The 19,648-nt window shown below is 41.4% G+C and carries 18 protein-coding genes; 6 read left to right on the top strand and 12 right to left on the bottom strand.

The window, feature by feature from the left end:
• Positions 1-590: 590 nt before the first annotated feature.
• The gene (locus RMY27_RS29240; RefSeq protein WP_322668337.1) at positions 591-779 is read right to left on the bottom strand and encodes a hypothetical protein; all 189 of its coding nucleotides are present in this window, start codon (positions 777-779) and stop codon (positions 591-593) included.
• 278 nt (positions 780-1,057) lie between these two features.
• On the opposite strand from RMY27_RS29240, the gene RMY27_RS29235 reads away from it, so the two are divergent.
• The 3 genes from RMY27_RS29235 to RMY27_RS29225 all read left to right on the top strand — a co-directional run bounded on the left by RMY27_RS29235 (position 1,058) and on the right by RMY27_RS29225 (position 3,881).
• Positions 1,058-1,285: a hypothetical protein gene (locus RMY27_RS29235; RefSeq protein ID WP_322668336.1), complete on the top strand. Its 228-nt coding sequence runs from the start codon at positions 1,058-1,060 to the stop codon at positions 1,283-1,285.
• Positions 1,286-1,433: 148 nt separating this feature from the next.
• Positions 1,434-2,309, top strand: coding sequence for an SDR family oxidoreductase (locus tag RMY27_RS29230; protein ID WP_322668335.1), 876 nt, complete (start codon positions 1,434-1,436; stop codon positions 2,307-2,309).
• 63 nt (positions 2,310-2,372) lie between these two features.
• A complete protein-coding gene (locus tag RMY27_RS29225) occupies positions 2,373-3,881 on the top strand; it encodes an HlyD family efflux transporter periplasmic adaptor subunit (protein WP_322668334.1) in 1,509 nt (502 codons plus the stop codon).
• Between the two features lie 211 nt (positions 3,882-4,092).
• Here RMY27_RS29225 and RMY27_RS29220 read toward each other — a convergent pair whose 3' ends face one another.
• Complete coding sequence (locus RMY27_RS29220) at positions 4,093-5,853, bottom strand: S8 family peptidase (protein WP_322668333.1); 1,761 nt, start codon at positions 5,851-5,853, stop codon at positions 4,093-4,095.
• 218 nt (positions 5,854-6,071) lie between these two features.
• Here RMY27_RS29220 and RMY27_RS29215 point away from each other — a divergent pair, with 218 nt between their 5' ends.
• On the top strand, positions 6,072-6,194 hold the full coding sequence (locus RMY27_RS29215) for a hypothetical protein (protein WP_322668332.1): 123 nt from the start codon (positions 6,072-6,074) through the stop codon (positions 6,192-6,194).
• Positions 6,195-6,298: 104 nt separating this feature from the next.
• On the opposite strand, the gene RMY27_RS29210 is transcribed toward RMY27_RS29215, so the two are convergent.
• The 3 genes from RMY27_RS29210 to RMY27_RS29200 all read right to left on the bottom strand — a co-directional run bounded on the left by RMY27_RS29210 (position 6,299) and on the right by RMY27_RS29200 (position 10,937).
• The gene (locus tag RMY27_RS29210) at positions 6,299-9,001 is read right to left on the bottom strand and encodes a type I secretion system permease/ATPase (protein WP_322668331.1); all 2,703 of its coding nucleotides are present in this window, start codon (positions 8,999-9,001) and stop codon (positions 6,299-6,301) included.
• A complete protein-coding gene (locus tag RMY27_RS29205) occupies positions 8,950-9,732 on the bottom strand; it encodes a peptidylprolyl isomerase (protein WP_322668330.1) in 783 nt (260 codons plus the stop codon). Before RMY27_RS29205 ends, RMY27_RS29210 begins: the two co-directional genes overlap by 52 nt.
• 383 nt (positions 9,733-10,115) lie before the next feature.
• Positions 10,116-10,937, bottom strand: a complete 822-nt coding sequence (locus RMY27_RS29200) for a TIGR00297 family protein (protein WP_322668329.1) — start codon at positions 10,935-10,937, stop codon at positions 10,116-10,118.
• A gap of 402 nt (positions 10,938-11,339) precedes the next feature.
• Here RMY27_RS29200 and RMY27_RS29195 point away from each other — a divergent pair, with 402 nt between their 5' ends.
• A complete protein-coding gene (locus RMY27_RS29195; RefSeq protein WP_322668328.1) occupies positions 11,340-11,771 on the top strand; it encodes a VOC family protein in 432 nt (143 codons plus the stop codon).
• A 49-nt stretch (positions 11,772-11,820) separates the two neighbouring features.
• Here RMY27_RS29195 and RMY27_RS29190 read toward each other — a convergent pair whose 3' ends face one another.
• Positions 11,821-12,456: a triacylglycerol lipase gene (locus RMY27_RS29190; protein WP_322668327.1), complete on the bottom strand. Its 636-nt coding sequence runs from the start codon at positions 12,454-12,456 to the stop codon at positions 11,821-11,823.
• Between the two features lie 522 nt (positions 12,457-12,978).
• On the opposite strand from RMY27_RS29190, the gene RMY27_RS29185 reads away from it, so the two are divergent.
• Positions 12,979-13,551: a hypothetical protein gene (locus RMY27_RS29185; RefSeq protein ID WP_322668326.1), complete on the top strand. Its 573-nt coding sequence runs from the start codon at positions 12,979-12,981 to the stop codon at positions 13,549-13,551.
• Between the two features lie 34 nt (positions 13,552-13,585).
• Here RMY27_RS29185 and RMY27_RS29180 read toward each other — a convergent pair whose 3' ends face one another.
• From RMY27_RS29180 to RMY27_RS29155, 6 genes are all read right to left on the bottom strand, one after another.
• Positions 13,586-13,999, bottom strand: a complete 414-nt coding sequence (locus tag RMY27_RS29180) for an after-VIT domain-containing protein (protein ID WP_322668325.1) — start codon at positions 13,997-13,999, stop codon at positions 13,586-13,588.
• 209 nt (positions 14,000-14,208) lie between these two features.
• Entirely contained in the window at positions 14,209-15,273 is a 1,065-nt protein-coding gene (locus RMY27_RS29175) for a tetratricopeptide repeat protein (RefSeq protein ID WP_322668324.1), read from the bottom strand.
• A gap of 68 nt (positions 15,274-15,341) precedes the next feature.
• Entirely contained in the window at positions 15,342-16,115 is a 774-nt protein-coding gene (locus tag RMY27_RS29170) for a 16S rRNA (uracil(1498)-N(3))-methyltransferase (RefSeq protein ID WP_322668323.1), read from the bottom strand.
• 13 nt (positions 16,116-16,128) lie between these two features.
• Positions 16,129-16,773, bottom strand: coding sequence for a Uma2 family endonuclease (locus tag RMY27_RS29165; RefSeq protein WP_322668322.1), 645 nt, complete (start codon positions 16,771-16,773; stop codon positions 16,129-16,131).
• Positions 16,774-16,885: 112 nt separating this feature from the next.
• The gene (gene sir, locus RMY27_RS29160) at positions 16,886-18,802 is read right to left on the bottom strand and encodes a sulfite reductase, ferredoxin dependent (protein ID WP_322668321.1); all 1,917 of its coding nucleotides are present in this window, start codon (positions 18,800-18,802) and stop codon (positions 16,886-16,888) included.
• Between the two features lie 239 nt (positions 18,803-19,041).
• The gene (locus RMY27_RS29155; protein WP_322668320.1) at positions 19,042-19,581 is read right to left on the bottom strand and encodes a hypothetical protein; all 540 of its coding nucleotides are present in this window, start codon (positions 19,579-19,581) and stop codon (positions 19,042-19,044) included.
• Positions 19,582-19,648: the final 67 nt, after the last annotated feature.

Below are 19,648 nucleotides of genomic sequence, written 5' to 3'. Positions count from 1 at the left end.
CCCTCAACACTTGCAATTTTACCTGTTTTAGGGAATGAAACAGCCCTGCCTTTACCAGGGGGAAAACTGGAAAATCTAGTTCCCTCCCCAATACATACGGGGAGGGTTAGGGTGGGGTAAAAAACGTTGATACACCAATTATGACTTTTCAAACATCCTCTTAACAGCTTTTGGCTATGGGCGGGCAAGATGCCCACTCCACAAGAAGTAGTTGAGTATTTTTTATTTGGGAGTCCCTAAAGTCAAATTTAATAAGCAAAATGACATTTGACTTACTCAAAAGCTGTGTTTGCTTACTCAAAAGCTGCTTTTACTTTCTAATTTCGGTGTTTTCCGCAAGTAAAATGAGCTTTTACTTTCTCAAACCCCAGTTTGCTTTCTCATTTTGGTGTTTTCCGCAAGCAAAATCAGCTTTTACTTTCTCAAACTCCAGTTTGTTTTCTCATTTTGGTGTTTTCCGCAAGCAAAATCAGCTTTTACTTTCTCAAATCCTAGTTTGTTTTCTCATTTTGGTGTTTTCCGCAAACAATCAAGCATATTGCTGACTTATTCCAGTAATTCACACATTCGTGACAACTATCTCTTTGAAATTACTTCTGTTTATCTTTATCTAATGCTTCCTGGATTGCACGACGGCAAAATTCTGGAGGATCATCCTTTGTAGATAGTTCTTCCTTCATAGTCTTGGTAATGCGTAGGTTAATCCTTTCTGTTAATGATTCTTCTCTATTTGATTTAATTGGTTGTAAATTTTGTGGATTCCCTTTAGGATTAGGCATTATTGAGAAATATAAATAAGGCTTGATTTACTTGGTGCCAAAACAATAAATTGTTTTTTGGTGGTTGCGACAACTTGCCGGAAGTACAACCACCAATATCCAATTTCAAAAATGGACACTACTATTTTATGTTCACGCGTTCCGAACTTGAAATCAAGACTATTAAAGAATTACGCGACTTGTGTCGGAGATACGGCATCAAACCAACTGGGAATGCAGGATACAAAACCTCGTACATCGTAACTCTGATGGCATTTCCACTTTTAGCGCTGTAACAAATGAAGCAAGGTAAAGGGTTAAAATTCCCTAACTTTAACGCTATCCAGGTAATCAGTTCTGCTATAGATGAGATGAATTCACCCACAGATGAGCAAGCAGCACTAATTCGGATAACTTTAGAGGGCAGGAAAATGAGCTATCCTGACCGATACGACCAGGAAAACCTGCTAAATTTGCACAAGGCTAAGATGTCGCTTGAACAAGCTATTGACTTGTTGAGCCAGTAAAACTAATCCTATTATTCTATCCCCTGCATCTACAAGGATGTGGGGGATCATTTTTAGAGTATTAAAATAAATAAGGTGTGACTATATATCGAGATATCGAGAATTTTGACAATTATAAACGCTGTAACTATTCAATTTAGGTATTTGTATGTTTCTGGTAACTGGAGCAACGGGAGGCATTGGTCGCAGAGTTGTGCGACTTCTACGACAACGAGAACAGTCTGTGCGGGCATTTGTCCGCCTTACCTCGCGCTATAGCGAGTTAGAACACCGGGGTGCAGAAATCTTCATCGGTGACTTGCTAGAAGAAAAAGATATCCAGAAAGCGAGTCAGGATGTGCGGTATATTATCAGCGCCCACGGTTCCGATAGCGATGCTTTATCTTTAGATTACCGCGCTAATATTGAACTCATCGACCAGGCGAAAGCCAATGGTGTAGAGCATTTTGTCTTCATTTCTGTGCTGGGAGCCGATCGCGGTTATGAAGATGCTCCGGTTTTCAAAGCTAAACGAGCAGTAGAGCGATATTTGGCAGCTAGTGGCTTAAATTACACTATTTTACGCCCATCTGGATTAGCATCTAACTTGCTGCCACTAGTAGAACGATTTCGGGAAACGGGATTGTATTTGCTGGTTGGCGATCGCAAAAACCGTACCTCAATTGTCAGTACTGATGATTTGGCAAGGATAGTGGTGGATTCTGTGACAGTTGAAGGCGCTCGCAACCAGATTTTACCCGTCGGAGGACCAGAGATTTTATTGCGAGAAGATATTCCTCGGATTTTTGGTCGGATTTTCGCCAAAGAACCAGTAATAGTTAACTCACCCCTATTTGTCATTGATGGGTTACAGAGTGCATTGGGTTTATTTAATCCCAAAATCCAAAAAGCTATGGGAACTTATCGCACATTGCTAGCAAATGAATTTTTCTGCACAAAAGATGAAATTGCCAATTTAGAAGCAATTTATAACTTCCAGTTGGAAACATTAGACAGTTTTTTGCGGCGCTATTTAGCAGTTTGAATAGTCATTTGTCATTAGTCATTGGTCATTAGTGAATAACCAAGCACAAATGACAAATGACAAATGACAAAGGACAAAGGACAAAAATGTATGGTAAATGCTGCTCAAGCACGTCAGACAAAAGAGCGATTCGCCCAACCGGAGGAACAACTTACTTATGAGTTGGGGAAGGCCGTACAGGAATTGCCACCCCTGTACACTAGATTATTAGCGGGAACGATGAGTGCCATTGTATTTGGAGCGATCGCTTGGGCGTACTTCTCACAAATCGATGAAGTCGCAACAGCACCGGGGGAATTAATTGCTTCTACACAGGTAAGACCGGTGACATCTTTGGGTGGAGGGTCAATTGTCGCTGTTAAAGTGCAAGAAGGCGATCGCGTTACTAAAGGTCAAATTCTGATTCAAAAAGATCCAGACTTGCAAATAACCGATGTTTCCCGCCTAGCTAAATCTAGTAGATTGATTCAGGACGATTTACAACGTTTGGATGCAGAACGTGTTGGAGGCAAAATTACTGGTACGAAACTGCAAGATGAACTTTTAAGCTCCCGCCTGCAAGACTTCCAAGCTCGTCAAGCAGCAGCGGAAGCAGAAGCAAATCGCCAAATAGCACTCATCGATCAAGCTAAAGTCCGCTTGAGCAGGTTGCAAGATAACTTAGTTAATGCTAGAAGCAGCTTTGCGAATGCTCAAACCAACCTTGTCAATGCAGATAGCATCCGAATTAAAATTGAAAGTAATTTAGCCCTTGCTCAAGAAAGGGAAAAAAGCCTACGCACTCTAATTACTCCTGGCGCTGTGCCTCGTGTCGATTACCTAGATGCCCAAGAAAGATTAACTCGTGCAAAGACAGAAATCACCAGAGCGCAAGATGAAGTGATCAACGCCCAGAATAGAATCACAGAGGCTCAAGATAAAGTCACATCATTAGAAAAAGATATTGCTGCTCAAGTCCAGGAAATTCGCCAAGCAGAACAAGCTTACAACGCTGCACGTAGTCAGGCCCAGCGTGTAGCATCAGAACGCCAAAGCGAAATTTTGACGCAGTTTAATAAGCGTAAAGAAGAACTGACAACCGTTCAAGGTCAATTAGAGCAGGCGAGGAAGCAACAAGCCTTAGAAACGATTGAGGCTCCCGTAGCCGGTACAATTTATAAAGTCAAAGCCACCAAGGGACCAGTACAATCGGGTGAAGAATTGCTGTCAATTTTGCCGGAAGGGGAAGAAATGCTTCTAGAGGTAAAAGTTCTCAACCGCGATATTGGGTTTATTCGTCAAGGAATGAAGGCAAAAGTGAAAATGGCGACTTTTCCCTTCCAAGAATTTGGCATTGTGGATGGCGAAGTTATGCAAGTCAGTCCAAATGCAATTGCTGATAAAGAATTGGGTTTGGTTTTTCCGACAAGAATTAAGCTAAATAAACACTCAGTAAACGTTCGAGGTCAAGAAGTAGAATTTACACCAGGGATGGCTGCTACAGGTGAAATTGTCACTCGTAAAAAATCAATTTTGACATTCATCACTGAACCTGTGACACGGCGCTTCAATGAGGCATTTTCCGTTAGATAGGGCAGTCTGTTAGATTAGCCACAAGTAAGGGTTTAACATTGTTAAACCCTTACATTTATTCACGACAGATGAGCAGTATTGAACTTATAGCGTTTACTAATCACATGAGGTACATCATATTCCCCTCCTCGCTTGCGGGGAGGGGGTTGGAGGTGGGGTTCTTGTACCTCACTCAACTGAGAACCGCTGTAAATGCAAATCGCTATAAATTTCAAGCTATCCCCAAAAATTTTCTATGCTGATCTATTTGTTTTTGCATTCCCTCTAGTAGTTTGACAAAATCTGGATTATTCTCATCCTGATTGCTATTTACATTGATACTGCCCAGAATCTTCTCATAGTTTTGAAATTGCCACCATAATTCTGGATTTGTTGATATGTTATTACCTTCGGCTGATATCAGATATTTTGTGGTTTCTGTAATTGCCTGACTAATTACAGGGCTAAAATCAGAATTATTCCAATTAGCGATCGTCTCTGGTGTTAGATATGTTGCGGTTTCTGTAATTCCCTGACCAATTAGTGAACCAAAATTGGAATTATTAAAACTATTGATATTTTCGGGTGTTAGATATCTTGTGGTTTCTGTAATTGCCTGACCGATTAGAGAACCAAAATTGGAACTATTAAAACTAGAGCTTGTAGTTTGTGTGTTATTCCCTGCGGTTTCTGCAATCACCCAACTCGCTAGAGAACTGACATTAGAACTATTAAAACTAGAGCTTGTAATTTGTGTGTTATTCCCTGCGGTTTCTGCAATCACCTGACTCGCTAGAGAACTGACATTAGAAATGTTAAAACTAGAGCTTGTAGTTTGTGTACTATTTGCTGCGGTTTCTGTGACAATCTGACGTACCTGGGCATCAGTCAGGGTGGAGTTAGCACTAAGCATCAGGGCAACGATACCAGCAACATGGGGAGCAGCCATAGATGTGCCGCTATAAGTTGCATACTGATTATTCGGAACTGATGAATAAACCTTGACTCCTGGAGCTGTGACGTAAGCGATTGGATTCGTTCCAGAGCGGTTAGAGAAGTCGGGCATATTATTATTCTTATCTACTGCCCCAACGGCAATTCCCGACTTGGATGCATAGCGGGCAGGATAGTCTGGTGAGGAGTCACCATCATTACCTGCTGCCATGACAACAATTACTCCTTTACTGCTGGCATAGTTAATGGCTGACTCTAGAGTGCGATTAGAAGATGCGCCTCCTAAACTGAGGTTAATTACATTAGCTCCATTATCTACAGCGTAGCGAATACCTTTAGATATGGAACTATAGGAACCAGAGCCAGAGCTATCTAAAGCTTTGACAGCCATAATCTTGGCATCGTAGGCTATACCAGTGACACCGTAGTTATTATTTTCTCCTGCGATCGTACCGGAAACATGAGTACCATGACCGTTGTCATCTAGGGTGTTGTTGTTTTGATCGGCAAAGTTCCAACCGTAATTATCATCAACATAGCCATTTCCATCATCATCTATACCGTTACCCGCAATTTCCTTGGTATTCGTCCAGATATTATTTGTTAAATCCTCGTGGTTATAGTCAACTCCAGTATCCACAACAGCGACAACAACGCCTTTACCTGTATATCCCTGTGCCCAAACTTCCGGTGCTTTAACCATGTCTGCTCCCCAATTATCGCCACCAAGATCGGGAACATCAGCAAAGGTATTTTGACCAATAGCTCTAGCCACTGCTGCTGCTCCATTAATCAAGCCATAGCCATTAGTGGAGTTATAATTTTGAGTGCTAAAAGCATTATTAGTAGCGTTATTGCTATTTTCAGATTCATCATTATTTAGTAACTGCACATCAGCATCATCTAAGTTATAGCTACTACTTCTGCTGAAGTTGAGGCTGTAGTTATCTTTTGTATGAAAGCTATCTAATGAGGAGATTGAAGTGGTATTTAGCTGTTTATTTGACAATATATTGTTATTAACATCATCAATGTGCATAAATTATTTCTCAAAGATAGCAACCGTTTTTTGACAGTTTGAAGCTGTGAAACCTTTACAACCAAAAACTTTCAATGTGTGAATAAACTTCATTCTCAATAATTACTATGGAATTTAATAACAAAATGCTAATTTTATTACCAAAAAAAATTATGAGAATTACGGTTTTTATTAAAAGTAACTTTATCGACTAAATGTTAAATATTTAAGGTGTATTAATGGAGACTAATGCAAAAATCGCAACATGGCGTTATCAACTCCTTTTATTACTCTTAGAACTCCTGCGATCGCTAGCTATAAAAGTTATTTACACCACACAGACTGGAGCATCAACAAAATAAAAATAGCGAACGGAGTTATGCTCCATTCGCCAAAGGCTATATTTAAGCCGCTTTGCAAACGTCGATCTTTTATGTAGCTACAAGCTTTGAGTTAGTTAAATCTATTAAATATTTGCTTGCTGTCGCTGATATAATGACCAATACAAACCCTTTTGCTGCAACAATTGTGAGTGAGTACCACGTTCGGCAATCACGCCTTGCTCCAATACCAAAATCAAGTCAGCACGTTTAAGCGGTGCAAAGCGATGAGCAATCAGAAACACGGTACGGTTGGCAGAAATTTTTTGCAGATTTTGCAGTACTTGTTGTTCAGTTTCACTATCCAAGGCACTGGTAGCTTCATCCAAAACTAAAATTGGCGCTTGGGAAAGAAATAACCTTGCCAGAGCAATGCGTTGTCTCTGTCCACCAGATAAAGCTGTACCGCGTTCGCCAACATTGGTTTCGTAACCGTAGGGTAATTGACTAATGAAGTCATGTGCCACGGCTAATCTTGCCGCCTCTACTACTTGCTCTGCGGTAATGTCGGGACTACCGAGAGTGATATTTTCCAAAATAGAACCGTTAAATAAAAAGTCTTCTTGGAGAACTACACTAACTTGTTGCCGCAGTGAGGCTAAATCGGCACTTTTTATATCAAAACCATCAATCAGGATGCGTCCTGATTCAATTTGATAGAGGCGTTGCAATAACTTAGAAAGGGTACTTTTCCCAGAACCGCTACGTCCGACAATGCCAACAAACTGCCCTGGTTCGGCACTGAAAGAGATTCCTCGCAGAATTGCTTCAAAGTTCGGGCGGTAGCGGAAAAATACTTGCTCGAAGGTGATTTGTCCTTTCAGAGGTGGCAAAACTAAGCCAGTTCCCAGTTCAGCTTCTGGGGAGACGTTGAGAATATCACCAATGCGATCTACAGAAAGTAGCACTTGTTGAAGGTTTTGCCACAACTGTACTAAGCGCAAAAGCGGGCCTGTAACTCTACCAGACAACATTTGAAATGCAACAAGCTGTCCAATTGTGAGCTTTTGTTCGATGACTAACTTGGCACCAAACCAGAGAATCAGCATGGTGGACAAATTAGTAAGAAAGTCACCAATGTTGCTGCTGATATTGGAGGTAGTAGAAGCTTTAAAGCCTGTGCGAATGAAACGGGCAAATAAGCCTTCCCAGCGATCGCGGGCTACTGGTTCGGCTGCGTGGGCTTTAACGGAGTGAATTCCGGTGATTGTCTCTACTAGAAACGATTGACTATCAGCACTTCGGTTAAAGGTTTCGTTGAGCCAGTTACGCAGAATAGGTGTTGCAACTATCGTCAATGTGGCAAACAACGGCAGTACTGCTAAAGCCACAAAGGTGAGTGGGATATTATAGTAAAACATCAATGCCAGGTAAACCACAGCAAAGATGCTATCCAGAATTACAGTTAATGCTGTACCTGTGAGAAACTGACGAATTTGTTCGAGTTCTTGGACTCTTGCTACTGTGTCTCCGACGCGCCGCGACTCAAAATAAGCTAATGGCAGACGCATCAGATGGCGAAATAGCTGCGCTGATAAACTCAAATCCAGACGGCGAGCTGTATGAGTAAAGATGAATAGGCGGAGAATGCCTAGTACGGATTCAAATATGGCTACGCATAAAAGCGCCAGCGCCATCACATCGAGAGTCGGCAAACTCCCCTGCACCATCACTTTATCAATGACGACTTGGGTAATTAGCGGTGTTGTTAACCCCAAAAGCTGCAAGGTAAAAGATGCTAACAATACTTCTGTGAGCAATCCTTTATACTTCCAAACTGCTGGGGTAAACCAACTGAGGTTAAATTTTTCTTGCTGGGATATGAGTTCTACTTGCCACAATTGTCCATCCCAACATGCCTCAACTATGGACTGCGGCAAGCTTTCACAAGTCCGTTCGGGATTTAGAGGGTTAGCGATAATTAAGCGATCGCCTTTAACTCCATAAGCCACCACCCAGGATGGACTCTGGGGTGAGTCAGAATTCCACAGCAATAAAGCTGGAAATGACAACTGTCGCAACTCACTCCAACTCACTTGTAACCGCCGCAACACTAACCCTAACTTTTCTGCTGCTTCCACAACCTGTTTTGGGCGTTGTCCTCTAAGTTGACGCTGCACCCATTCCAGTTGCACAGAATTTTCTAACTGTTGCGCCACCATTGTTAAACAGGCAGCAGCGGTATTCCAACTGGCAACAAACGGATAAATTGCAGCGATTAAATTGGCGGCTGGGAGTCCTTTTTGGGGTTGGAGGCTGTGGGGGCTGGAAGTCCCGTCTGAGGCTGAAGTTACTGAAGGAGTGCTAGAGAAGGAAAATGTTTCCCTTTGTCCCTCCATCTCTACTGGTAACGCTTGCCAAAATTCCTGAATTTGTGGATGAGAAAATTCTGCCCACAGCGCAGTATCCCAATAAACTACTATCACTTCTTTACTAGCAGCTACAGCTTTAAAATCCGCAGACAGCTTTTGGAAGTCGCCAAACCAATCCCCTGCATCTAGGGCGGCTATTGGTTTGCCAATGCCTTCTTCTCGCAAGCGGACTTTCCCAGCCACAATTAAGAATTGATAACCGCGAACATCGTTTGACCAGATTTTTTCTCCAAGACGATACTGGCGGGTTTGGCACTCATTTTCTAATCGGGATTGTTGTTCGGGAGTCAGCCAGGATAGCGGTGGCTGATTCCAAGGCAAAGAAGCTAGCACTTTTAATCGTAAAGATTCATTATCCAGAGTTTTTAACTCACTTGTAACTTGACTGTCAGTTTTTGAATTTTCTCTGCTAGCCATTTTTCAAACAACTCATTTTGTAGTGCTTGCTGTAGTTGAGTATCTTCTAAAGACGCTGGTAGAAATTGTTCTACTCGAAACAAACCATAAGGCCCTTCTCCTTGGGGAGAGTCTTTGCCAACGATTTCTATTGGGCCTATCAATTGTCCAGGACTGGCCACATCAATAGCTGCCCGTAATATATCCGGCATACTACCTCGGCTGACGATTCCCATCATGCCATTCACAATTCGGTCATCTGAAAGGGAATACTCTTTAGCTAGTTGCTCAAAACTACCTCCTTCTTCAATTTGGGTTTGGAGTTCGTCTGCCAATTCTCGATTGTCAACAACAATCCGGGAAAGTACTACCCGATCCAAAAAAATCTTGCGTTCAATAAAATATTCTGGGAGTTTTGTTTGTGTCACTACAGCTTTCAGCTTTTCTAACTTGTAACCAAAAGCAACCGATGTGTGAAAAGTAGCGTAATCTGTATTATTTGTCTTTAACCATTCTTGAAAACTTAGGGGGTCAGTAAGTTGATTTTTCAGCCTAAAGTCAATAATTGACTGTTCAGTTATTGCAGTACCAATTTCGATATCATCTCGTGTTCGGATTTCTTCCTCAATTACGTACTGCCGGAGAATATCCCCAATGAACTGTCCCAATTTTCCAGAGGCTTGCAGGTACTTTACTGCTTGCTCTATAGAAATTATTTGGTCATTAATTGTCAAAAATGATAAAGATTCCATGAACTAATTATGTGAAAATTGTTAAACACTTATAGGACTTTTAAATTAAATCATATAGAAATCATCTAGTCATTAATGGATAAAAATGATAAAGATTCGATGAACTAATTACATATAAATGGTCAAAAAATTATATAGCTAGTAGATAAAATAATTTGCCACAATCACTTTTACAGTCTAGTGGGGGCAAAATCAGGATTGAAAATATTAGTGGTGGTGCAGTAGTAAGGCAAATAGTTATTTTTTACCAATGTCTTTCAAGAATGCTGAGTGCTGTTAGCGGATAGCTAGGGTTTAGCCAGTGCTAAGTGGGGAATCTGGAACTGGTAATGATCTAAATGCCCCACTTAAACGAGTAATTGTAATTGTTTATTGTTGTCAGTCTAGTTAATGAAAGTTATCCATGTCCAAGCAAATAGCACAGATGCGATCGCACCGATTAATGTATTAAAAATATTTACTACTTCATTGGTCAGCCAGGTATACTTAGATTGCAGTGTTGCGCCAATCACACTTTCTAGGTTGGTGGCAATAAATGCTGCCAGTACACACCAAGCGACTCCCAATAGATCGATTAAACCAACTCCCCAACCCACAAGTGCGATCGCTACAGAAGCCAAAATTCCGGCTAAAGTTCCCTCCAAGCTTACCGCTCCTTCTGTACCACGAGGCACTGGTTGGAGTGTGGTAATCAAAAAAGTGCTTTTACCATAAGCTTTACCGACTTCACTAGCAGTGGTGTCAGCTAGCTTGGTACTGAAACTCGCTACATAGGCTAGCAATAATAGGGACTGGAGACTTGTACTGAGCGAAGCCGAAGTATTGGGGATTAGCGACTGGGGATTAGGTACGAGGAATCCCGAATTTATTATTCCTACTCCCAACGCACACAGTGCCCCAGTTAAAGCCGAACCCCAAACATTTTCTGGGCCTCTTGCCCCAGAACGCTTTTCAGCAATTCCTTCTGCCTCCTTCTGCGCCATACCGATGCGGGTAACGCCAGAACCAACCAAAAAATAGAACATTACTACTGCATATCCTTGCCAGCCTAGAGTTACCCAAATTAAGATGGCCAGGAACCAGGCGTGGAATAATCCAGCAGGGGTAAGTAGCTTTTTCGGAGCAATCCAAGCTAAACCCAATAAAATTGTGTTTAATACTACTGCTACTAACCAGGGATTTACAGAATCTATTGAGGATGACATCAGCAATTAATCATGAGTAATTTTGTCTGAATATCAACAGAATAACGAATTTGTGATGCTTAGTGCTTTATTTTTGAAACCTCTCTAAGTAAAGTAATATGTTTGTATTATTAAGTAAATTGCGTAGGCATCGCTCTGAAAGCTGAGTGTCAAACCATCAATGAGGTTTTAGATATACGCTGCAATGATTAAACAAAATGCAAAACTTCTTTTGAGTTAGGTAGACTCTTCTCCATAGCCGCAGAGTACAGTGGCGGAAGTATTACTCAGTGCCCAATCTTAGTAATAAGGATAAAGAATATAAGTTAATGTCAATAAAAACTGTGTTCAAGTTAACCACAATTAAAACTTAATAGCATAAATTGTAGATAGCATAAATTACTAGTATTTTTCACATAAGCTATGAGCCAAACTTTATTCCATCTAGCTTTCCCTGTAACTGACATTGCCCAAACAAAAGCATATTATGTAGATGGTTTGGGCTGCATTCCAGGTCGTGAAAACCATCATGCCCTGATACTCAATCTCTACGGTCATCAATTAGTGGCTCATGTCACAAAAGGACCTTTGACACCGCAACAAACTATCTATCCCAGACATTTTGGACTAATTTTTACCCAAGAACGTGACTGGCAAGACTTACTACAAAGGGCACAACAACAACAGCTATTTTTTCGTGAAGAAACCAAAAATCGCTTTGTTGGTTCTCCTCTTGAGCATCGCACTTTCTTTTTAGAAGATCCCTTTCACAATCTCATGGAGTTCAAGTATTATCGTCACCCAGAGGCAATTTTTGGGAGTTACGAACATACGCAAATTGGGGATAGGACTTAAAAATTAAAAATTAAAAATTCAAGTAATGCACGCGTAACAAGCATCCTGGTTACTGACTGGATTTTTTATTCAGCAAGGGTAGTTTAATAGGCTTTGCTAAAGCTGCTGTGACTACCGTTAAACTCCTGGAGTCTGTCAGCATCCAAGGGTGTAGAGTAACTGGTACTATTACTTGGCTTCCTACGGGCATTTGTGAACTATTTGCTGGGACAATCATCAAATCATAAGGTGTCCAGATAGACGTAAAATCTAGCTGGCCCAACATTACAGCATCAGAATTTAAATCTTTGAGAAAAATGCTGTCGGGGCGCATTTGTAGGCAACCAGGACGACGGGAACCATAGGCAACTACAGTTCCATAATGGGGTGAAGCGATTGTAATAAACCGCTGCACGCGGTTAATTCCTCCTAATCGCTGAACATAGTAACGGCTGACAATTCCTCCCATACTGAAGCCGATTAAATCTAGACGTTGTTCTGGTGCAAAGGTAGCTGTAACATAATCGGCTACTTGTTTTGCCAATTCATCAAGACCCACATCACCATTGTTAGGAACTAGATTCAGGCTATATACAGACCAACCCTTTAGTCTTAATTGAGCCGCCATTCTATGGAAAACTGCCTCTGTATCGTCAATGCCGTGTATTAACAAAACGGGATTGCGTTGTTGATTTTCAATGTTCATTTACAAAATCTGGCTGAATTAAGGGGTGTATTTCACTTTTGTAGGTACATACTGCTCTACAAACTGAAGTTATTGCTTTTCGGATTCTTTCTTTATAAAAATATTGTGGCAAACAAAACTGAAATGCTTTCAAAGATAGTTTGTATAAAATTTAACTAATTTATCTTGCCATCTGCCATTCGGCTATGACACTCTTCCTACTGGGTGAGAGCAAACTGCTTGTTTAACTTCAATTGGCTATTTACCAAACAAAGAAATGTTAATTATTGTGAAGCTTGCTTTCAGAATCTTGCTCTTAGCTACAGTAAAATTTAATAATTAGTTCTCGGTGTGTGCAGGTTGCAAATGCTTGCAATAGAACATTTGCCCTGTGGTTTTACTACAATGTTAATTAAGCACAAACCTATAAGGGTTGTCACCAGAGCGGGGTGAAGCCAAGTAGATAATGTAACATTTTTTCGTAATTTTTAACAATTACGGTCGAGTTCAAAATATAAAAGGTAAAAGGCAGGAGTAATTGTAATGGATTTTATCAAAAAGTTAATTTCGGGTATTCAGGGTTTCCTTGGCGGTATTCTGGGCTTTATTACTGGATTGTTACCCGGAAAGAAGAAAAGCAATGGCTACTTTTTAGAATTGGACGAAGCCAAAGATGCTGCCAAAGATGCTGCTAAGGAGGTAGCATCGAACGCGAAGAAAGTAGCAGATACAGTTACATCGACAGTTGCATCGAATGCTAAGAAAGTAGCAGATACAATTTCATCAGAAGCACCAACTCCATCTAAACCAGATTCATTGAATGGAACAAAAACCGCCGCGTCTAAGGCTAAGGAAAAACCAGCTAAGGAAAAATCAGCTAAAAATCCTAAACCAGCCGACGTTCAACTAGTCCAGACTGCTGAGGGCCTTAAAATTGAACCAGGCAAAAAAGCAAAAGCCGCGGCAGCGAAAGTACTCAAAGAAGAGCCAACTGAAACAACCTTTGCACCAAAATATCTAGCTCCTTCGGCTACTAGCTCTAATGGTCGTCGTCGTCCAGGAGCGAATATGAGTGTTTATCTAGACATGGCGCGTCAGATTAAAACACCTAAATAATTCATAGAGACCGTAAATTTACGGTCTCTATAGATTAAACGCGAAGATGCAAGGTTAAGATAACTTTGCTATTTGTAGATGGGAGAACTCTCCAAATTAGGAGCGATCGCTTAATTTTCTCCACTACAACTGCATCTTTTAGGGTTGAGGTTTCCTCGTCTAACATTATCCCTGCTACCCGACTCTTGTTGACAGTGAACTCGAAAACGATTTCACCACCAAAGGCTGGGAGTAAATTTGTTTTTTCTAAGTGTTGAGTTAGATCAGCAATTGCCGCTTCATTCAAGCCAGTAATACTGATGACTTCTAACTGTTGGTGGATAGGTGCTGCTAATTTTGGCGATCGCGGGGCTGATTTTTTTCGCTTTGGCTTATTTTGCTTTGACAGCGGCCTTTGCACAATAAAATCTGGAGCTTCTGGTGGAGCTTTCGCTGGAGCGCGTTCCACTAAATATGCTATTTGCCTTTTTTGCTATAACTTCCGTATGCTTGAGTGGAAAAACTAGTTGCTCTCCTTGAGGGGATTTAACGTACAAACCCCCTAGCTATTGGTTTTTAGTACTGACTATATTCATAAATTTGATATAACACTCCAATTTGATTTATGAACTGAGTTATTCAGGTAGGTAATACGAATTACGAATTACAAATTACAAATTATTTAACAAACACCAGTCCACTATACAAATGAAAAGCTGAGTCCCAATTAGTCTGTTCCCTACGAAACAGCTCGATGTGAGACTTGATATGACTCAAAATTTCGGTTTGATCTAATGTTGTATCTGCAAAACACGTAAAATCTGACCAGATTTTGACTTGAGGTAGTTGCTGGTCAATCCAACTTGATAAACTATTCCAATTAATTCTGATTGTATGTTGGCTAGCTTGAGGAATAATTTCTAAACCTTGCTGAAATTCATAGCCGTTATCATAAAGTCGGAGAATAGAACGTCTACCAGGTATGTGTAAATCACAAAACTGAGCATAGTCTTGTGTTTGAGTTTTCCATTCCAGTTTATGGTGAGCATCAAAATCTACAACTTGTTCAAAAATGGGCAACAGTCCTACTACTCTTGCTGTGACTTCTGACCAGTCAAAAGTGAGAGAACCAAGTTGATTTACCTCGTTACGACAAACAACAGTAGCTTGTGGGGTAGATGCTTGGAAATGTTTGACTTGATAAACTTGAATTTGCTGAATTTGCGCTATTGTTGCCCAAAAGCAAGGAATACCAGCCTGCTGTAGCTGTTTGCCATAAAATTTTAGTTCTCCTACTTGGCCAGTGCGGTACAACCTCCAGCCACGACTTGGCAGTACCAGCCGTGCGGTGTAGGGGTCTAGCTGCATAATCTGGGCGAATTTTCGAGATGCTTCTGTTTTCATCTCGATACTGAGTGGCTCTAAGACTAGTACGCCAAGTTCGGTGTTATTTGGTTCAGATTTTGCTTGGGAAATAGCTCTTTGTCTTTCTTCTAGTTCAATTTCTTGTAGCCGTCGCAAACCTTGGCGTGCGAGTGTTACTATTTTGGCGTTCCTTGTATCTCGCAGCAGTTGCCGATAAATTTTTTCTGCATCTTGGTGCTTTTCAGATACTTCATATAGCCGACCGAGATAATATTGTACCCAAGGATTTTCGGGTGATTCTTTTTGCAGCTGTTTTAGTAATTTAGCTGCTGTTTGATAGTCTTTATGCTCAAAAGCGATCGCAACTTGCTCAATCATCACTTACTTTAAATACACGCTGGAGTGATGTCTCATGCAAAATATATTTTGCGTGAGCTATAAATCATTTATACTTCACAACTTGCGGTAATCAAGGATAATGCTACTACTGGGGCTGTAACTGCTCTCAAGATGCGGCGACCAAGGGAAACAGGTTGAAATCCAACTGCGATCGCATTCTCGATTTCTTGTGTTGTCCATCCTCCCTCTGGGCCAGTAGCAATAACAATTGTTTTTTGTCCTATGTCATTTGTCATTTGTCCTTTGTGCTGTAAGCAATCTTTTAAATGGGGAAACTCACCACGCGCTTCACAGATATATTGCTGACTGTTTACAAATGACATAGGCGCTTCGCCTTCCCGCAAGGGATGACTAATGACTAATGACAAACCCGTATTAAAAGCAACAGGCTCTAAAATTGTCGGCACGAATGAGCGCTCTGATTGTTCGGCGGCTTCGGCTGCGATGCGCCGCCAGCGTTCGAGCTTTTGAGGACTAGGATGAAGTAAAGTGCGATCGCTCAATACTGGTGCAATACAAGTTACTCCCAACTCTGTACAACACCGCACCACTTCATCAAATCCATTACCTTTGGGCAATGCCACCATCAGCGTAATCGATACAGGTAATTCTGTTTCTACTAAAAGCGCTTCTAAAACCTGTGCTTGTTCCCCTGCTAGCTGCGCTAACCACCATTTTCCTTTACCATCCATTGCAATAAAGCGATCGCCTTCACGCAAGCGCAACACACGCCCCAAATAATGCTGCTGTTCTTTAGTGAGCAAAATTTGCCCTTGTTGGAATTGGGAGGGTGCGATCGCAATTCTTTGCAGTTGAGACATTTTTCTTAATAAATTATTGCCCTGCTGTAGATATCTGTTGTCTAACCCAGGTACGGAAAGCACGAGTTGCTGTTATTTGTCCAACTTTCTTGCTTTCTTGAAGAAATCGGGGAATCTCCGTCACCAGAACAGGCGCAAAAGTTGGACTGCGATCGCTTTGCGAGTATTGCCCATTATTAAGGGCGTAGATTTTCAAGACATTTCCGTTATACCGCCAGAATTCTGGGACTCCCATTGAAGCATAAAGGCTTAACTTGTCTATCTTGGGTCTGGAATATTCCACTTCCAGTACTATGTCTGGTGGTGGGTCTGTATTTAGGTCAATATTTTCTTTGTTGCGAACTAACAATTCATTTTGGATATAGTAACTACTGTCCGGCTCGCCTCCTTGCTCCAAGTCATCCCGCGTCATAGTCAACGAGCCAGCGCTTTTAACTTCTAAACCAAATTCTTCACACAACACAAGAACAAAACCTTCGATGAGACGGTTTGAGTTCTCGTGTGGCATCAGGGGGGTCATAATTTCTACTATTCCGTTGTCATAAGCTAGCCTTTTATTTCGCTCAGATCCCATATCTGCCAGCATAGCTTTGAATGTCTGCCAGCTGATGTTTTGCAGCACATCCCTAGTTTCTGCGAATTTTGCTGTTGTTACCATATTTCAGTTTTCTTTTGGATGTGTTACCTAACTGTATTAGGACTTATACCAGAGAGACACAGATGAATTTATCTGTGTCTCTCCTTGATTTCATTATCTTCAATTATTCAGCTTACGAAAGATTCTGGAAGTAAGCCTCTAGCGCTTCAGTAACTAACTGAGTCATGGGTTTACCTTGACTTTCTGCTACTTCTTTCAACTTGCCATAAACCTCTTCTTTCAAATTGACCCGATGACGCGATTTGTTTGCACCATTAGCTGTTTGCGGTTCGTAGCTAGCAGCAAATTCGCGGATGGCATCAAAACCAACGCGATCGCAAAAATCACCAAACTTTTCTTTCGATTTGCGGAATTTCTTAAAGTAAACAAAAATCGGCTCTAAGAAGGTTTCCAAGTCATTATGGTGCAGCTTTTCTATGTAAGGTTGTGCTAGTCGAGTTTGATTTGGCGAACCCCCTAACCATAATTGATAAGATTCTGGAGCGCTACCGACAAATCCCAATTCTGCGAGGTAGGGACGAGCGCAACCATTGGGGCATCCAGTCATCCTTACCACAAAATGTTCTTTTTGTAAACCAACTTTATCCAAAAGGGCGCGAACTCTTTCCAAAATACCCGGTATTGCTCGTTCTGATTCAGTGATTGCCAAGCCGCAAGTGGGCAAAGCCGGACAAGCCATTGCATACCGTACTAAAGGTTCTATTTTACTAGGGTCGTCTCCGACACCGTGACGGCTAAGAATGTCTTGAATAGCTTCCTTGCTATCTGGTTCGATATCGTAAAAAATCAGGTTATGGTTGGGTGTCAGGCGGATGGGTAAGTTGAACTGTTCGACAATTTCCCGCAAAGCGGTTTTCAGTTGAAACGAACCTTCATCCTTGATTCGACCATTGTCAATGGAAATTCCTAAGAATAGCTTGCCATCACCTTGTTCATTCCAGCCGAGGAAGTCGTGAAATTTAAACTCTGGCAGTGGTTTGAAGGCTTCGACTGGTTTGCCGAAATATTCTTCAACTTGGGTGCGGAATTTATCTAGGCCCCAATCGTTGATTAGATATTTTAATCTGGCATGACGACGGTCGGTGCGATCGCCATAATCTCTCTGGGTAGCAACAATCGCTTTCACAATGTCGTAAACGTCATCTTTTGCCACATAACCAATGGGGTCTGCTAACCTAGCAAAAGTTTCTTCTTTACCGTGGGTTCTACCTAAACCACCACCAGCAAAAATATTAAATCCTTCTAATTGCTTCTTCTTATTGGTAATTACTACCAACGTCAGGTCTTGAGAATACAAATCAATCGAATTATCCCCAGGCACTGTCACGCAAATTTTGAACTTGCGGGGCATATAGTAGGTGCCATAAATCGGTTCTTCGTTGTCATGGATAATTGTGCCATTCCCATTGCGTTGTCGCGCCGCCTTCACCTCTGGGTCTTCTTCAGCACTAATTGCCTTTTCCCCATCTAACCAAATTTCGTAATAAGCGCCTGTTTGTGCTGTCAGCAAGTCAGCAATATTCTGGGCATAGTCCCAGGCATACTGATACTCTGGACGATTCTTAAAAGGGGCTGGTGGTGCCATCACGTTGCGGTTGATGTCGCCGCAAGCTCCCAAAGTCGAACCCAGGTTCTTGACAATGGTGGCAATTGCTGACTTAAGATTCTTCTTTAAAATTCCGTGCAGTTGGAAACCTTGACGGGTAGTTGCTCGTAACGTGTGGTTGCCATACTCATCAGCTATTTTATCTAAAGCCAGATATAGCTGCGGCGGTACTAAACCACCTGGATTTTTTGTCCGCAGCATAAACTGATAATCTTTTTCCTGTCCCTTGGTGCGGTTGTCGCGATTATCCTGTTGATAAGAACCGTGATACTTCAAAAGCTGTACCGCATTTTCAGTAAAATGGGTAGTGTCTTGAAGGATCTCAGTTGCTACAGGTTCACGCAAAAAATTACTATTTTCCTTGATCCCTTCTACTTTGGAAGGCTTACGGCTAGCGATGGGGGAAGGAGCAGATTTAACCATTAGACTTGTATAGTATTCTCAATAAAGCATTAGTAGACGCCGAATCAGCACCCTTCGACTACTTGATCCCCGGTAATCCGGCCGGAATAATGAGGAATATTTTAATTTTATCACGGCAAAAGCTGGCTTTGTCAGTGATGTAATACTTAACAAAACCAGCTTTTTAGAGTAGTGAGTGAAGAAGTGCTGAGTCCTGAGTACTAAGTAAAGTATAAACTGACTGAGGACTCAATAATCTTTTATTTGAAGCGATAACCAATACCACCATTGATGCTAACAGCAGAAGCATCGCTATTTTGGTAAGCACCAAGTCCTACTTTGGCATTAGTGTAGACGAGGAAGTTATTAGCAACTTCCGATTCAACACCAGCACCTACCACAACTGAATCTCTATTACCTATAGGAGTTGGTGAACCATCTTTCTCTACAAAAGAATAACCACCAGTTAAATAGGCATTAGTTCTGTTAGCTATAGGCACATCCACAGAAAGTTCTGGGATAATAGCACTTGTTTTATCACTCCAGAGGACATTACCGCGTGCAGAAAACGGGGTAGTTCCTAATTTCACGCGACCTGTGACATTACCACCAAATGTGGCATCATCATTGATGCCTTGTCCGCCACTGGTAACGCCAGCTGCAACACCAGCACCAACATAACTAGCATCAGTACCCTTTTTGGTTTCAGCAGAAGCTTGGCCAGCTGATAGAACAAAAGGAGCAACTATTAAGGAAGACAATGCAGAAATTGTCACGAAAGACTTGAGGAAGCGTTTCATAATTTTTACCAAATTTTGTATTTTTTACTTGTATATTCCAGGTCGAAAATAAAGTGATAATGTTCCA

Source organism: Nostoc sp. DedQUE09, assembly GCF_034530915.1.
Classification (GTDB): Bacteria; Cyanobacteriota; Cyanobacteriia; order Cyanobacteriales; family Nostocaceae; genus Nostoc.
This window is presented reverse-complemented; position numbering and strand designations above follow the sequence as displayed.

What these genes read in the sequence shown, in the direction of transcription:
- RMY27_RS29240 (WP_322668337.1), bottom strand. Translation starts at nt 779, where the DNA reads ATGCCTAATCCTAAAGGGAATCCACAAAATTTACAACCAATTAAATCA.
- RMY27_RS29235 (WP_322668336.1), top strand. Translation starts at nt 1,058, where the DNA reads ATGAAGCAAGGTAAAGGGTTAAAATTCCCTAACTTTAACGCTATCCAG.
- RMY27_RS29230 (WP_322668335.1), top strand. Translation starts at nt 1,434, where the DNA reads ATGTTTCTGGTAACTGGAGCAACGGGAGGCATTGGTCGCAGAGTTGTG.
- RMY27_RS29225 (WP_322668334.1), top strand. Translation starts at nt 2,373, where the DNA reads ATGACAAAGGACAAAGGACAAAAATGTATGGTAAATGCTGCTCAAGCA.
- RMY27_RS29220 (WP_322668333.1), bottom strand. Translation starts at nt 5,853, where the DNA reads ATGCACATTGATGATGTTAATAACAATATATTGTCAAATAAACAGCTA.
- RMY27_RS29215 (WP_322668332.1), top strand. Translation starts at nt 6,072, where the DNA reads ATGGAGACTAATGCAAAAATCGCAACATGGCGTTATCAACTCCTTTTA.
- RMY27_RS29210 (WP_322668331.1), bottom strand. Translation starts at nt 9,001, where the DNA reads ATGGCTAGCAGAGAAAATTCAAAAACTGACAGTCAAGTTACAAGTGAG.
- RMY27_RS29205 (WP_322668330.1), bottom strand. Translation starts at nt 9,732, where the DNA reads ATGGAATCTTTATCATTTTTGACAATTAATGACCAAATAATTTCTATA.
- RMY27_RS29200 (WP_322668329.1), bottom strand. Translation starts at nt 10,937, where the DNA reads ATGTCATCCTCAATAGATTCTGTAAATCCCTGGTTAGTAGCAGTAGTA.
- RMY27_RS29195 (WP_322668328.1), top strand. Translation starts at nt 11,340, where the DNA reads ATGAGCCAAACTTTATTCCATCTAGCTTTCCCTGTAACTGACATTGCC.
- RMY27_RS29190 (WP_322668327.1), bottom strand. Translation starts at nt 12,456, where the DNA reads ATGAACATTGAAAATCAACAACGCAATCCCGTTTTGTTAATACACGGC.
- RMY27_RS29185 (WP_322668326.1), top strand. Translation starts at nt 12,979, where the DNA reads ATGGATTTTATCAAAAAGTTAATTTCGGGTATTCAGGGTTTCCTTGGC.
- RMY27_RS29175 (WP_322668324.1), bottom strand. Translation starts at nt 15,273, where the DNA reads ATGATTGAGCAAGTTGCGATCGCTTTTGAGCATAAAGACTATCAAACA.
- RMY27_RS29170 (WP_322668323.1), bottom strand. Translation starts at nt 16,115, where the DNA reads ATGTCTCAACTGCAAAGAATTGCGATCGCACCCTCCCAATTCCAACAA.
- RMY27_RS29165 (WP_322668322.1), bottom strand. Translation starts at nt 16,773, where the DNA reads ATGGTAACAACAGCAAAATTCGCAGAAACTAGGGATGTGCTGCAAAAC.
- sir (WP_322668321.1), bottom strand. Translation starts at nt 18,802, where the DNA reads ATGGTTAAATCTGCTCCTTCCCCCATCGCTAGCCGTAAGCCTTCCAAA.
- RMY27_RS29155 (WP_322668320.1), bottom strand. Translation starts at nt 19,581, where the DNA reads ATGAAACGCTTCCTCAAGTCTTTCGTGACAATTTCTGCATTGTCTTCC.